We start from the raw sequence: 14,799 nt of genomic DNA on the forward strand, positions 1-14,799 counted from the left end.
GCGGTGCGGGTCATCGCGCGCCACCGGCTCTCGGGTTGCCGCTCATCTGCGAGCATCTCTCATGTCGACGTGAGCGGCACCGCCCGGTGCCCCGTCGGGACGAGGGGTGGTCAGGGTGCGCTCGAATACTCGCAGGACGACGGCCGGAGCGGCGATCGCGGTCGTGGCCGCCGTGCTGGCGGGCTGCACGCCACCGGAGCCGGCGCTCACCGCCGCCAGGGTGCTGCAGGCGGTGTCCGTCGCCGTCTCGTCCGACGGGGGTGTCCGTGCGATCGAGGGGACGGCCCTCGCCGTCGGCGACGACCCGTCCGACACCTCGGCGACCACCACCGTCTACGATCCCCCCGAGGTCGCCGCCGACCTGCCGGTCCGTGTCCGGCCCTCGTGGCGCACCGCCGACGCCTCGGGCACCGATCCGGCCGACCTCGCCGGGCGCTCGGGTCGGATCGAGATCTCGCTCGCGGTGGAGAACCTGACGGTCCGGCCCGAGGAGGTCGCGTTCGACGCGGCCGGTCGTGCAGCCCGCCGCAGTGCACTCGTCGGCGCTCCGCTGACGATCGCAGCCTCCGCGGTCCTGCCGGGCGTCTCGCCGAGTCGCGTCGTCACCGAGAGCGAGTCGGGTGCCGTCACCAACGGCGTGCTCAGCCGTGACGAGCACGGAGACGCCGTCGTGCAGTGGGCCGCTCTCCTCGCTCCCCCGGGCGGTGGCGCGACGGCGAGGCTGACCCTCGTCGCCGACGTCGCCGACTTCGCCGTCCCCGCCTTCGACCTGGCGGTCCAGCCCGGCCTGAGCACCGACCCGACCACCGAGGGGGCGCTGGGCGCCGCGTTCGACTCCTCCGACGCCTCGCCGCTCGCCCTCGAGCGCCGCACGATCGAGGTCGTCACCGCGGTGGACGACCTGCTGACGCAGGCCGGCACCACCGTCGCCGAGGTGCGGGCCTCGCTCGACGCGACCTCCGAGACTCTCGGTGTCCGCACGGCCGAGGAGCTGCGGGCCGGCGCCGCCTCGACGGCGGCCTCGATGCAGAGCCTCTCCGGGCAGCTCGGCGCGCTCCGGGCGCAGCTGTCGTCGACGGTCTCGGGCACCGAGTCCGGCCTGCTGGCGCAGCTGTCCGAGGCGATCGACGCGGTGGACGCCCTGCTGGGCGACACATCGGCCGCGGTGCCGCCGCCGACGGTCTCGGGCAGCGGATGCGGAGTCGCCGTCGACGGCGGCCGCTCCGGCTCGATCCACTCGGAGCTGCTGCGGCTCACGGCCGATCTCGACGCGTACGGGACGGCGGCCGAGTCCTGCCGGGACGAGGTCGTCGCGGCTGTCCGTGCTGCCGCGGGGCCGGCACAGCCCTCCGCCGAGACCTGCACGGCACCCTCGACCACCTGCTCCCTCGCCGCCTCCGGAGCCGCCGTCGACACCGTGCTGCTCGGGATGCTCGATCGCGGGCAGGACCTCGTCGACTCCCTGCAGCCGGAGCTGACGGACGGCGTGCAGGCCGGGTTCGCCGCCCTCGCGAGCAGGGTGGACGCCGCGTCGGCCTCGGTAGACACCCTGGCCGACCCGGAGGGATCCGTCACCCGGGCACTCGCCGCCCTGTCGGCGACGCTGGACGAGCTCGACGCGGACACCGCGGGCCTGGAGACGACGGTCGCCTCGGTCGGCACCGCCGCCACGACCGCCCTGGACGAGCTCGGCACGCCGACCAGCACGGGGTCGCTGTCGGCGCAGAACCAGGAGCTGGCCGATCGGCTCTGCGAGCTGTCGCCGGCGACACAGTCCCCTGCTGCCGCACCCACGCCGACCGGGCGCCCGACGCGCGCACCCGTGGAGGTGACCCGGGGCTCCGTCGAGGAGCTCCGCGCCTACCTGACCGCGACGCCCTGCTCCGGCACGGGCCGCCTCGACGCTCCCGACGGCTATCCGGCCCCCCTGGCCGACCGGCTGAGCGACCAGGTCCACGCGTGGACCGCCGTCGCCTCCACCGTCGGCAGCACCGGCGCTAGCGCCGACCTCGCCGCCCTGCGCGCCGCGCTCGCCACGGTCCGCGGAGGCGTGGCCGAGGCCGGCGCGACGGCCGGCTCGGACGACACGCGCCTCACCGGCCTGCTCGCCTCCCTCCGCACCGGCGTCGACGCGCTGACCGCTCAGCGCGACGCACTCGGCACCCGCATCGACGCTCTCGGTGCCCAGCAGGACGCTCTCGCACCGGCGATCCAGAATGCGTTCGCCGAGGCGGACACGGCAGCCGCATCCGCGGTCACCGCACTCCTCGACGAGCAGGTGCGGCGGATCTCGACGCGCTCCGGCGCCGACGCCGACGCGGTCGTCGCGATGTTCGACCGGTCGGTCTCGAGCCTGCGCACGGCCTCCTCCGGCATCCGCTCCGACGGTGCAGCGACGGTGGACGCCGGGCACCGGGCTCTCCGCACCGCGGAGGCCCGGATCGGCGGGGCCGTCTCTGAGCGGACGCGCGCCTCCCTGGCCGGCATCGCGACGACGATCGACGCCTCGACCCGCGACACCGACGCGGCCGCCGCGCTCCTCGCAGCCGATCTGCACAAGGTGCTCCTGGACCTCGGCGACCGGACGGTCGGCGGCTCCGGCCTGCTCGGATCGATGACCACGAGTGCCGCGAAGGTCGGCACCGCCGACGTGCAGCTCGCCCTCGCCTCGCAGAGCGCACGGGGCCACGCCGCGGTGCGGTCCGAGGACGTCTCGGGCATCCTGCTGGCGCAGGCCCAGGAGCGGGCCTCCCTCCGGGCCGGGGATGCGCTTCCCGCGTTCCACCTCGACCTGCCCGAGGGCACGCGGACCCGGACGGTCTACTCCTTCCGGATCGGGGACGAGCGATGACCCGCCTGGGCAGGCGCGCGGCGCAGCACCCCCGCACCGCCCGACGGACCACGATGCTGGTCGGCGGCGCCGTCGCCCTCCTCGGCGTCAGCGGTGCCCTCGTCTCCCTCCTGCCCCCGCAGTCCGCCCCGATGACGGAGGTCGCCGCTCTCCCGGTCGGCTTCTCGTGCGCCCGGGTGCCCGAGCAGCTGACGCTCGGGGTGGTGGTGTCGCTCAGCTCGGCTCCGGGCGAGGGCGCGGAGTGGAAGGACGCGGCGAACGGTGCCGTCGTCGCAGCGCACCGGTCAGCGATGGGCGGCTGCGAGATCGGTCTCGTCGCCGTCGACGACCACGGGACGCCCGAGGGTGCCCGCGCCGCCGTCGAGGAGCTGACGGGGCAGGGCGTGTCCGGCCTCGTCCTCGCGACCCACGGCACCCACACCGCTGCGGCCGTGGACGCCGCTCGGGCAGCGGGGACAGCGGCCGTCCTCCCGTACGGAGGCGGCCCCGCCCTGCCCGGCGACGGCGTCTGGTCCCTCGGACCCGACACCGCCTCGGCCGACGCGGCACTCGTGGAGGAGGCCGGCGGAGGCGCCCGGGTACTCCTCGTCGACACCGGTGGAGGCACCCCGACCGGTCTCTCGCCCGCCGCGACGGTGACCGCCGATCCGGGCGCCGCCGCGGACGTGATCATCACCGCCGCCCGCCCGCACCTCGAGGGCGAGCCGGCGGTCGAGCGCGTCGTCGTGTCCGGCCCCGCCGCGGCGCAGGCGACGGCGGTCGCCGCTCTGCAGGCGGCGGGGGCGTCCGTCCCGATCCTGCTCACGCCCGACGCGCTGAGCCCCGCCTTCGCTCCCGCCCTGGCCGCGGCCGGAGGCACCCTCTCGGGAGATCTGACGACGATCGGCACGGATTCCGGCGACGCGGTCGCCCTCCGCGGCGACGAGCGCGGACGCGCGGCCTCCGCGTTCCTGGGGGCCGTACGGATGACCGCCGACGATGCCGCGCGGGCGACCCTCCTCGGCGACCGCGCGTTCCGCGATCTCGCCGCGGTCGCGGACGCCCCCAGCCACGACGCCGTCGTGGCGCTCGTGCGAGCCGCGGCCGTCGCAGGCAGCAGGGCACCCTCGGCGGTCGCCGCCGCACTCCGGGGATGCACGATCGGAGCGGCGGACGGGCTCGCCGGTCCGCCGCTCGACTTCGGCGCCGCGCACGCTCTGGACGCCCCGGCACTCCCCCTCCACACCTCGCCGCAGCGCCTCGGCCTGCGGCCCGCCGACCCGCCGCTGCTCTGGTTCGCCGGACAGCCCCGACCGTGAGCCCCCGGTGCGACTCCTCCTCGATCTCGACGGCACCCGCTCCGACATCGACCTCGGCCGCCACCGCGACTCCGCGACACTCGGCGAGCTGATCGCCACCGCCACCGGGCACCGCCTCCCGCCCGGGACGGCCCTCGCCGTCGACACCGCCCTGCATCCTGTGGAGACCCGGCTGGCCGATCTGCTGCTGCTCGAGGGAACGCGGATCGCCCGCTCCCCCCTGCCCCGACCTGCCGCGGCCCGCGGGTGGACGGCCGTGCTGTCGGGCGGTCTCGGCGCGGGAGCCGTGGTCGAGATCCCGCGGGGCCGTGCGCTGATCGTGGGCCGCTCCCCGCACGCCGACGTCGTCCTCGACACGGCGAGCGCCTCCTGGGAGCACTTCTCGGTGACCCGCGAGGGCGACGGCCTGCGGGTGCGCGACGCCGACAGCACCAACGGCACTCTGGTCGACGGCGTCTCCGCGACGGGGGACGGGGTCCTCGTCTCCGACGCCGCGGTCGTGATCGCCGGTGGGGCGGCTCTCCGACTGCGCCCCGCGCCTCCCGAGCTCCTCGCGCCCGAGCCGGGGAGCACGGACAACGTCACCGCGACGGCGACCGTGCCCTTCAACCGGCCGCCGCGACCGGGACGTCCGGCGGCCGGCGAGGCGGTCGTCCCGCCGGCCCGCCTCGAGATCGCCTCCGCCACGACCTTCAGCGTGATCACCGTCGCCGCGCCGCTCGTCCTCGCCTTCGCGATGGTCCTCATCATGGGCGATGCGCGCTACGCCCTCTTCGCCGCGCTCAGCCCCGTGGCCGGAGTGGGCCTGTGGTTCGAGCAGCGGCACCGGCACGCCCGAGCGACCCGGTCCGAGGAGCAGCGCTACGGCGAGGCGCTGCAGACGCTCCGCGACGACATCGCCCGTTCCGCGCGTGTCGAACGGGCCCGCCTCGAGGAGGACGCGCCCGACCCGGCGACGACGATCCGCCGGGCGGCGCTGCCCGCCACGTCGCTGTGGCAGCGGCGCGCGACCTCCGCCGATGTGCTCCGCCTGCACATCGGCGTCGGCGACGTCCCGTGGTCTCCCCCGCTCGATCAGCGCGGAGTGCCGCGGCTCGAGGAGGAGGTGCGCGCGATCCTGGCGGTGAGCGTCGTCCCGAGCGCGCCCGTGTCCATCGATCTCGCGGACTCGGGCGTCGTCGGGATCGTCGGCGACCGCGAGGGCGGCCTCGCTCTGGCGAGGAGCCTGCTCTGCCAGGCGGCGGTCCACTGCGGTCCGGCCGACCTGGCGATCGGGGTGTTCTGCGACCGGCGACGCGACTCCGACTGGAGCTGGGCCTCCTGGCTCCCCCACACGCGTCTGCCCGGGGGCGGACGTCGACTCTCCGACCGGCGCGACCGCAGCTCCGAGCTCCTCCGCGCCCTCCGCGAGGAGGACTCGCCGCGCGTGCTCCTGGTGCTCGACTCCGACGTGCTGACCGAGGGACGCGCCGCTCCGGCGCGCGAACTCCTCGGACTCGGCCGCGGCGAGCGCGAGGCGGCGACCCGGATCTCCGGCCTCGTCCTCGCGGCGTCGGAGGAGCAGCTCCCCGCCTCCTGCACGGTCGTCGTCCGGGTCGGAGCGGACGCCTCGGCGGTCCTCTCCCGGCCCGACGAGCGGATCACCGTCGAGGACGTGGTTCTCGCCGGTCTCGCCTCCTCCACGGCCGAGCGCTGTGCGCGCGACCTGGCGCGCTTCGAGGACCCGGAGCTCGTCACCGCGGGGGCGGCCCTCTCCGCGCTCGTGCGGCTGCCGCCGCTCCTGGGCGCCGATCGTCCGACCGCCGCGGACGTCCGGGGGTGGTGGTCGAGCGCCCGGGGCGTGCGCGCGCCCGTCGGCTCGTCCGAGCACGGTCCGCTCGTGCTCGATCTCGTCGCCGACGGCCCGCACGGCCTGGTCGGCGGCACCACGGGCTCGGGCAAGAGCGAGTTCCTGCGCTCCTTCGTGGCCGGCCTCGCGGCCTGGAACGATCCGACGCGCCTCACCTTCGTGCTCATCGACTTCAAGGGAGGTGCAGCGTTCGCGTCCTGCGAGCGGCTCCCGCACACGATCGGCACCATCAGCAACCTCGACGCCCAGCTCGCCGACCGCGCGCTGCGCTCGCTCCAGGCCGAGATGCGGCGTCGTCAGCGGCTCTTCGCCGCCGCCGGCGAGGGTGTCGACGACCTCGACGCGTACTGGGCCACCTCGCCGCCGGAGCCGATGCCGCGGCTCCTGCTCGTCGTCGACGAGTTCGCCGTTCTCGCGAAGGAGCATCCCGACGTCCTGACGTCCCTCGTGAGCGTCGCCGCGGTCGGCCGGACGCTCGGCGTGCACATGATCCTCGCCACCCAGCGTCCTGCCGGAGTGGTGAACGACGACATCCTCGCCAACACCAACCTCCGCGTCGCCCTCCGGGTGCAGAGCCGGGACGACTCCGCCGACGTGATCGGAGTCGCGAGCGCGGCCGGGATCTCCCGCTCCCAGACCGGCCGAGCGTACGTGAAGCGGGGCCAGAACGACATCTCGCCCGTCCAGACGGCGCTGGTCACCGGTCGCGCGGAGGCGCCGGCCGTCGAGGCGATCGAGGTCCGCCCGGTCGGACCCACGGGCGTCCCCGTCGAGGGCCCCTCCCCGGTCGCCGCCGACGAGACGGCCCCGACCGATCTCGACCTCCTGATCGACGCGGTGGTCGAGGCGGACGCCGCTTCGGGCTTCGGCCCTCCCCGCCCGATCTGGCCGGAGCCGCTCGAGGACACCATGGCCCTCAGCGGGTTCGGTGCGGAGGAGTCCGACCTCGGTCGCGTCGTCGGCGACGTCCTGCACGTCGCACTCTCGGACGACCCCGACCGGCAGCGCCGGACGCCGACCGGCTGGGATCTGGGCGAGGGGAACCTGCTCCTCATCGGCATCCCCGGCAGCGGCACCAGCACGGCGCTCGCGTCGATCGCACTGACGGCCGCCCGCCACTTCCCCCCGGACGAGCTCGACCTCTACGTCCTCGATGCCGGTTCCCGCCACTCCGCCCCGCTCGCGCGACTCCCGCACACCGTCTCCTACGTCGGCGCAGGTGGCGGATCCCACGAGAAGCAGACTCGGTTCCTCCGTCACCTCCGCGACGAGGTGCGGCGGCGCCGAGCATCGCCCGGGGGCCACCGTCGTGCGCTGGTGCTCATCGACGGTCTCGCGACTCTGAAGGACGAGTTCCAGGACTGGGAGGGCCTGGCTCTGATGGAGGCGTTCACCCGCGCCTACGCCGACGGACCGGAGCTCGGCCTGCACTTCGCGGTGACGAGCACCCGGGCGAGGGCGATCCCCTCGGTGATGGAGGAGGTCACGACGCAGAAGTGGCTGTTCCGCCTCGCCGACCCGCAGGACTACGCCGCCGCCGGGGTGAAGCCGGTGCAGGCGCCGGCAGCGGTGCCGGGGCGCTGCGTTCTCACCTCGTCGCTCCTGCAGACGCAGGTCGCGACTCCGAGGGCCGGTCTCGACGACGCGATCGCCGAGCTCGCGGCCGCCTGGCCGGATGCGCGCGGCAGGACGAGCACGGTCGGCACGCTTCCCGACAGGGTCGCCGTGAGTGCGCTCGGGATCGAGGCCCGCTTCGATCGCGAGCCGTGGCTGCTCCCGATCGGCCTCGGCGAGTCGGACCTCGCCCCGCTGGCGTTCCAGGTCTTCGAGGGCGAGCACGTCGTCATCGCCGGACCCGCCCGATCGGGCAAGTCGACCGTGCTGCTCGCCCTGGCCGAGGCGGCGCGGGCCGCCGGCTCGGTCGCCGTCTGGGGAGTGTGCGATCGACGCTCCCCGCTGAGGGGCGCCGACCTCGACCGACTCGCCGTGGGCGCGGAGGAGCTCCGCACCCTCCTCGCGTCGCTGTCGACGGAGGAGGGCCCCGTGCTGCTCCTCCTCGACGACGCCGAGCGCTGGGACGACACCGACCAGGCGCTGATGAGGCTGGTCTCGTCGGGTCGCCCGGGACTCTGCGTCGTGCTGGCCGGCCGGTCGAGCGAGCTCCGCAGCCATTTCGGGAACTGGACGAAGAAGGCGGCGGCCTCCCGCTCCGTGCTGCTGCTCCAGCCCGACGTCGACAACGACGGCACTCTCCTCGGCGCGCAGATCCCGCGGCGCTTCCCCGTCCCGCCCACGGTGGGCCGGGGCTTCGTCAGCCTCGACGGCGAGATCCACTTCGTGCAGTCGGTCTCGCCGACGCCGGCGGACGGCGGCTGATCAGCGCCCTCGGGCGGATGATCGCGCCTCCGCCACCGAGTCGATCGGCGCGTCCTCCTCGAGAGCGCTCCGATCACTCCGAGACGCACCGATGGAGGTGCGCGGAGGAAGGAGCGCGGAGACGACGAGCACGTCCCGCCCCCGCTCGCCGGAGCACGCAGGGGCGGGACGGCCGGTCAGCTCCCTCCGCCGGCGGCGAAGATGTTCTGCGAGATCGTCGCCAGCTGGCTGCGCAGCTCCTCGAGCTCCTGCTTGGCCTTCTCGAGGGCCGACTTCGTCTCCGGCCAGGTCGACGAGCGGAACTGCGAGGCCAGCGGACCGTCCCAGACGTTCGGATCGGACAGTGTCCGCCCCTGTGCGTCGAGCCGGCTGATCTGATCGGCGAGGCCGCCGTTGACGATCGACTGGATCTGCTGGATCGCGGACTTCGCCTCGTCGGTCGAGAGAACACGTGACATGGATCACACCTTTCTACCCCTGCGGACGGGACCGTCCCGCCCGCTCCCCACTCCACCGTCGTTTCATGAGGATGTCTCGTCATGGTAGAAGGCAAGACAGCACAGACGGCTCGCGTGACGTCGACGGCTCGACACTGGCGCGGGAGGTCGACTCACTCGCGAGTGGTGATCGCGAAGGGACTGCTCGAGAGGTCCGAGAACGCGCCCACTCGGGCGCGCAGCTCGCAGGACGGAGTCACCGTGAGGGCGGTCACCGTCAGCCCGTCGGACGACACGGCGACCGCGCCGCTGCAGCCGTCGCTGAAGCGAACGCCCTCCACTCCGCCCGCGATCGCCTCGAGCATGCTGCTCGCCGGCGCGGACGACGGCGTCGCGAGCAGGGGGTTCACGGGGTCGGCCCCGCTCGGCCAGACCGGCACCAGCGTCACGGGCAGCGGGGTCCGGCCGACCGTCCGCGCGGGAGTCTCGATCCGCACATCCCGCAGCCGCTGCACGGGATACGCCGTCCCGGTGACCGCAGGGTCGGCCACGGCCTGTGCCGTCGCAGACGCTGCCGCCGCCAGCCACCCGTCCAGGGCGCTCTGCTCGGCCACCGCGATCGGCACGGTCGCCGTGACGTCGACGATCCCCTGCGCCGGGACGTGCAGGTCCGTCAGGCTCCAACCGCAGCCGACCCCGACTCCGGTGACGCTCGGCCGGTTGCGCACCGCCGTCACTCCGGACCAGCTGGCCGCGGGGCACGCCGCCGCGGCGTCCGGGCCCGGCAGCACCTCGAGGAAGGACCCCGAGAGGGGCGCGCTCTGGGCGGAGTAGGAGATCTCGACGACCACGGCCCGTCGCTCCGCGTCCCAGGTGGCCGATCGCGTCACTCCGAGGCCCGTCGGCAGCGGCCGGTCCTGCTGCCGGGCCGACAGGTCGGCATCCGGCGCCGAGGCCCGTGCTCCGCCGCCGCGCGGCTGGACGGCGAGGAGCACCGCCCCGATGAGCAGGACGCCGGCGCCGAGGGCGGCGAGGATCATCCGCAGACGTCCGCCGCGCCCCCGCCGTGCTGGAGCCTCGAACGGCCGTTCCACCAGGCGCAGCTCGCGGCGCGGCACCGGGCGGAGCACGGTCGCCTGCGACGACGGGCCGAGCTCGGGAGCGGGCCCCTCCTCCACCGGCTCCGACGACATCTGCACCGCCATCCCGCGGAGGACCGTGCCCGGGCGCTCGGCCTCCTCGAACTCCGCCACGCCCGCCGCGAGCGGCAGCGCCGGCAGCCCGGCCAGTGCCGGGGAGAGGCGTCGCAGGATCCCCGCCGCCTCCGCAGCCGTCGGCCGCGACGCCGGATCCTTCGCGAGCATCCGGTCCAGGAGCGACGCGAGCCGCGGCGGCAGCTCCAGCGGCGGCGGGAGCATCGCGACGTGCCGGTAGGCGACCGCGACGTCGGCGCCGGGGCCGGCGAACGGGGTCCGGCCGCACAGCAGCTCGTAGAGCAGGATCCCCGTCGAGTAGACGTCGCTCGGCGGGCCGGCCGCTCCGGTGGCGAGCATCTCGGGCGAGAGGTACTCCGGCGTCCCGATGACACCCGTCGTCGCGCGCGGCCCCTCGGCGACCACGTGAGCGATGCCGAAGTCGGAGACGCGGACGGCGGAGCCCGCATCGTCCGCACCCTCCGCGAGCAGGACGTTGTCGGGCTTCACGTCCCGGTGGACCGTGCCGATCGCATGCGCGGCGGCGAGAGCGTCGAGGATCGAGGCCGCCACGGGCAGCGCATCGACCGCCGGGAGGGTGCCCTCGTCCCGCAGCAGCTCCCGCAGCGATCCGCCGCCGACGAGCTCCATCACGATCCCGAGCGTCTCCCCCTCCACGACGAGGTCGAGCACCTCCACGACGTGCGGGTGCCGCAGACGGGTGAGCACCGACCTCTCACGGACGAACCGCTCGACCAGGCCCGCGTCGTGCACGTGCTCACCGCGGAGGAGCTTCGCCGAGCGGTCCGGCCCCTGCGCGTCGGCGACGCGCCACACCTCACCCGCGGCACCCGAGCCGATCCGCTCGAGCAGGCGGTAGCGCGCCCCCAACGGATCCCCGGCACTCCTCGCCATGCCGCCTCCCGATCCGAGCTTCCGTCATCTTCGAGGGGAAGAATAGCGGAGACCGCTCGGGCGGATCAGCGGTGGCGCATCGGCCGGATCAGAACCCCTCGTTGGCGCGCGGCGCGTAGTCGGCGCCCAGCGCCTCCAGCTCGTCGGTGGTCAGCTCCACGTCCAGCGACGCGACCGCGTCGTCGAGGTGGTGGAGCTTCGTGGCTCCGACGATCGGAGCGGTGACCGCCTCCTGCTGCCGGACCCAGGCGAGCGCCACCTGCGCACGGGGCACGCCGCGCTGCTCGGCGATGCGTGCGACGGTCGCGACGGTCCGCCGGTCGGCCTCCTCCTGCTGGCGGTAGAGGGTGCCGCCGAAGACGTCGGTCTCGGTGCGCGCCGTGGTCTCGTCCCAGTCGCGGGTGAGCCGGCCCCGGGCGAGCGGCGACCACGGGATCACGCCGACTCCCTGGTCGACGCAGAAGGGGTGCAGCTCGCGCTCGTCCTCGCGCTGGATCAGGTTGTACTGGTCCTGCATCGAGACGAACCGCGTCCAGCCGCCCAGATCCGCGGTGTACTGCGCCTTCGCGAACTGCCACGCCCACATGCTCGAGGCGCCGATGTAGCGCGCCCTGCCCGAGCGGACGACGTCGTGGAGGGTCTCCATCGTCTCCTCGATCGGCGTCTCGGGGTCCCAGCGGTGGATCTGGTAGAGGTCGACGTAGTCCGTGCCGAGACGCCGGAGGCTGTCGTCGATAGCGCTGAGGATGTGCCGCCGCGAGAGGCCGCCGCCGTTGGGGCCGGGGCGCATCCGCCCGTGGACCTTCGTGGCGATCACGACCTCCTCGCGGACCGCGAAGTCCGCGAGCGCACGGCCGACGAACTCCTCGCTCGTGCCGTCGGAGTAGACGTCCGCCGTGTCGAACGTGGTGATGCCGAGCTCCAGCGCCCGCCGGAGGAAGGTCCGCGACTCCTCCTCGCCCATGCTCCAGCCGTGGGCCCCGCGGTCGGGAGCGCCGAAGCTCATGCAGCCGAGGACGATCGAGGAGATCTGCAGGCCGCTGGAGCCGAGTCGGGTGGAGTCCATGCGCGTCGCTTCCGTGTCGAGGAGGGGGTCCCTCCAGCGTCGCACCCGCGAGCGGCGGCGCGCCAGCCGTCCGGCTACACGGCCGGATCGCGACGAGTGGCGGCGACCACGCTCGGGAGGAACAGCGCGACGACGGCTAACACGGCCGGCGCCAGCAGCGCCCAGCCGATGTCGGGCACGGCGTACTGGCCCTGGAAGGCGCCGAGCGCCACGGCCATCATCACCAGCTGGATCGTCAGCGCCGACGCGCGCATCCAGCCGCGCCGTCGCACGGCGCCGAGCGTCGTCGCGGCGGCCCAGCACACGGCGATCAGCGCGAGGACGACGATGGCGATCCCTCCGCCGACCGTGTCGGCCCGGGTCGTCAGCAGCTCGAGCACGAGCCACGCCGCGACCCCGGCCACGGCGAGCGTCTCGAGGGCCAGGACCGCGATCAGCACCACCAGACCGAGCGGCCGGGAGGCGGTCGGGCGGGGTCCGCGGGACCCGTTCGCGTCAGCGGTCACAGGCACATCCCATCCAGGACTCTTGATTCGGGCTCATCCCCGTGACAGGCTAGTCCAGTTCGTTTCACCGCTCACAGGGTCGTGGGTTTCCGCCGATGTGAACATCCGATCCCGCCGTGCCGTCAGGCACGGGGGCGAGCCGGATGACCAGCACTGGAGCCGGGCGGCCGACGCAGTGCTCGCGCATCGCGTCGAGTGCACCGGCAAGAACCGAGCATTCTCCCGTCCACCACCCCGATCCACCCCGCGCTCCAGCACGGGGCCTCGTGGCGTGCGCCGGTGAGGGCGCGGAGGTCGAGTACTGGTCGGGATCGTCGGCGTGGATCGATCATCCCACCCGAACACTGCGTGGTTCCTCCACGCACGCCTTCACACAAGGAGCACCCGCATGGACTGGCGCGACAAGGCCGCTTGCCTCACCGCAGACCCCGAGCTTTTCTTCCCGGTCGGCAACACCGGCCCGGCCGTGGACCAGATCGAGAAGGCGAAGTCGGTGTGCGCACGCTGCACCGTCACCGAGGTCTGCCTCCAGTACGCCCTCGAGACCGGCCAGGACTCGGGAGTGTGGGGCGGCCTCAGCGAGGACGAGCGTCGCGCCCTGAAGCGCCGCGCCGCCCGCGCACGCCGCGCCTCCTAGGCGCACGAGCCGCTCGGCGGCACGAACGACCCCGACCCCCGTCGCCTCTCGGCAGCGGGGGTCGCGTCGTCTCCGGGCTCAGGAGCGGGCGCGCTCCAGCCATCGCAGCGGCACCTCGATGGTGACCTCGGTGCCGCGCCCGACCAGCGTGTGCCAGTCGATGGTGCCGCCGAGCTCGCCCTGGATGAGCGTGCGCACGATCTGCGTGCCCAGGCCCGATCCGACCTTGCCCTCCGGCAGCCCGACGCCCGTGTCGCGCACCTTCACCGTGAGCTCGTCATCGCTGCGCGAGGCGACGATCTCCACGTCGCCCTCCCGTCCGGCCAGGCCGTGCTCGACGGCGTTGGTGACCAGCTCGGTCAGGGCGAGGGCGAGCGGAGTCGCGTACTCGCTGGGCAGATTGCCGAAGCTCCCCGTCAGCTTCGGGTGCACCGTGGTGTTGTGGGTCGAGGCGACCTCGGCGATCAGCAGCAGCACCCGGTCGAAGACCGCGTCGAAGTCGACGTTCTGGTTCAGCCCCTCCGAGAGCGTGTCGTGCACGACCGCGATGGCGGCGACGCGGCGCATCGCCTGCGTGAGCGCCTCCCGGGCGAGGTCGGAGTGGGTGCGCCTGGCCTGGATCCGCAGCAGCGAGGCCACGGTCTGCAGGTTGTTCTTCACGCGGTGGTGGATCTCGCGGATCGTCGCGTCCTTGGTGATGAGCTCCCGCTCCTGGTGGCGCAGCTCCGTCACGTCGCGGCACAGGACGACGGCGCCGACCCGCTCGCCGCGGTCGCGGATCGGGATCGCGCGCAGCGACACCGTCACTCCGCGGGCCTCGATGTCGGTGCGCCACGGCGCCCGGCCGGTCACGACCAGCGGGAGCGACTCGTCGATGACGACCTTCCCCGCGATCAGCTTCGTGGTGACCTCGGCGAGCGACTCCCCCTCGAGCTCGTCGGCGAAGCCGATGCGGTTGAACGCCGAGAGGGCGTTGGGGCTCGCGAACGTGGTGACGCCGTCGACGTCCAGGCGGATCAGGCCGTCGGACGCGCGCGGCGCCCCGCGGCGAGGACCGGTCGGCGCGCCCAGATCGGGGAAGTCGCCCGAGGCGATCATCGAGAAGAGGTCGTTCGCGCAGTCGTTGAAGGTCAGCTCCTGCCGGCTCGGCGTGCGCGTCTCGCTGAGGTTGGTGTGGCGCGTGACGACCGCGATGGGGCGGTCCGTCGTCCCGCCGTCGGAGGCCCCCAGGCGGCGCAGGACGGGCACCGCGCGCACGCGGGTGGGCGTCTCCTCGAACCAGTCCGGGGCGGAGGTGTCGACGATCCGCGCGGTCTCGAACGCCTCGACGACCTGGGCGCGCCACTCCGACTTGATCCTCTGCCCGACGAAGTCGCGGTAGAAGAGCGTCGCCGCGCTGCTGGGGCGCGCGTGGGCGACGGCGACGAAGCTGTCGTCGGCCGTGGGCACCCAGAGCACGATGTCGGCGAAGGCCAGGTCGGCGAGCAGCTGCAGGTCGCCGACGAGCAGGTGCAGCCATTCGACGTCCGCTTCGTCGGATCGGCCGTGGGAGAGGACGAGGTCACTGAGGGTCGACACCCGACAAGCCTAGGGCGCGGCCGGGCGGCGCACGCCGGGCTCGCTGTCCACAGCTCGGGACGGCCGACGATTATCCACAGTCTGCGCCTCTGC

9 protein-coding genes are annotated in these 14,799 nt (G+C 74.3%); 4 read left to right on the plus strand and 5 right to left on the minus strand.

The window, feature by feature from the left end:
- Nucleotides 1-115 precede the first annotated feature (115 nt).
- Genes C5C53_RS03130 through C5C53_RS03140 form a run of 3 tightly spaced genes read left to right on the plus strand, consistent with a single transcriptional unit; the run spans nt 116 to nt 8,374 of the window.
- Entirely contained in the window at nt 116-2,851 is a 2,736-nt protein-coding gene (locus C5C53_RS03130) for a hypothetical protein (protein ID WP_146084630.1), read from the plus strand.
- Nucleotides 2,848-4,149, plus strand: coding sequence for an ABC transporter substrate-binding protein (locus tag C5C53_RS03135; RefSeq protein ID WP_104266804.1), 1,302 nt, complete (start codon nt 2,848-2,850; stop codon nt 4,147-4,149). The genes C5C53_RS03130 and C5C53_RS03135 overlap by 4 nt, the downstream gene beginning before the upstream one ends.
- 7 nt (nt 4,150-4,156) lie before the next feature.
- On the plus strand, nt 4,157-8,374 hold the full coding sequence (locus C5C53_RS03140; RefSeq protein WP_104266805.1) for an FtsK/SpoIIIE domain-containing protein: 4,218 nt from the start codon (nt 4,157-4,159) through the stop codon (nt 8,372-8,374).
- 176 nt (nt 8,375-8,550) lie between these two features.
- On the opposite strand, the gene C5C53_RS03145 is transcribed toward C5C53_RS03140, so the two are convergent.
- From C5C53_RS03145 to C5C53_RS03160, 4 genes are all read right to left on the minus strand, one after another.
- Complete coding sequence (locus tag C5C53_RS03145; RefSeq protein ID WP_104224124.1) at nt 8,551-8,832, minus strand: pyrophosphorylase; 282 nt, start codon at nt 8,830-8,832, stop codon at nt 8,551-8,553.
- 152 nt (nt 8,833-8,984) lie between these two features.
- Nucleotides 8,985-10,919 carry a serine/threonine-protein kinase gene (locus C5C53_RS03150; RefSeq protein ID WP_104266806.1) on the minus strand — a complete coding sequence of 645 codons (1,935 nt, stop codon included), beginning with the start codon at nt 10,917-10,919 and terminating at the stop codon, nt 8,985-8,987.
- Nucleotides 10,920-11,007: 88 nt separating this feature from the next.
- Complete coding sequence (locus C5C53_RS03155; protein ID WP_104266807.1) at nt 11,008-11,985, minus strand: aldo/keto reductase; 978 nt, start codon at nt 11,983-11,985, stop codon at nt 11,008-11,010.
- A 74-nt stretch (nt 11,986-12,059) separates the two neighbouring features.
- Nucleotides 12,060-12,491 (minus strand): hypothetical protein, encoded by a 432-nt coding sequence (locus C5C53_RS03160; protein WP_104266808.1) that lies wholly within the window; start codon nt 12,489-12,491, stop codon nt 12,060-12,062.
- A gap of 388 nt (nt 12,492-12,879) precedes the next feature.
- Between C5C53_RS03160 and C5C53_RS03165 the strand changes: the two genes are divergently transcribed.
- Nucleotides 12,880-13,128, plus strand: coding sequence for a WhiB family transcriptional regulator (locus tag C5C53_RS03165; RefSeq protein WP_055788231.1), 249 nt, complete (start codon nt 12,880-12,882; stop codon nt 13,126-13,128).
- A gap of 78 nt (nt 13,129-13,206) precedes the next feature.
- Here C5C53_RS03165 and C5C53_RS03170 read toward each other — a convergent pair whose 3' ends face one another.
- Nucleotides 13,207-14,706 carry a sensor histidine kinase gene (locus C5C53_RS03170; protein ID WP_104224128.1) on the minus strand — a complete coding sequence of 500 codons (1,500 nt, stop codon included), beginning with the start codon at nt 14,704-14,706 and terminating at the stop codon, nt 13,207-13,209.
- Between the last annotated feature and the right edge of the window lie 93 nt (nt 14,707-14,799).

The sequence above is a fragment of the Rathayibacter sp. AY1E3 genome, assembly GCF_002932235.1.
In the GTDB taxonomy this organism is placed as follows: Bacteria; Actinomycetota; Actinomycetes; order Actinomycetales; family Microbacteriaceae; genus Rathayibacter.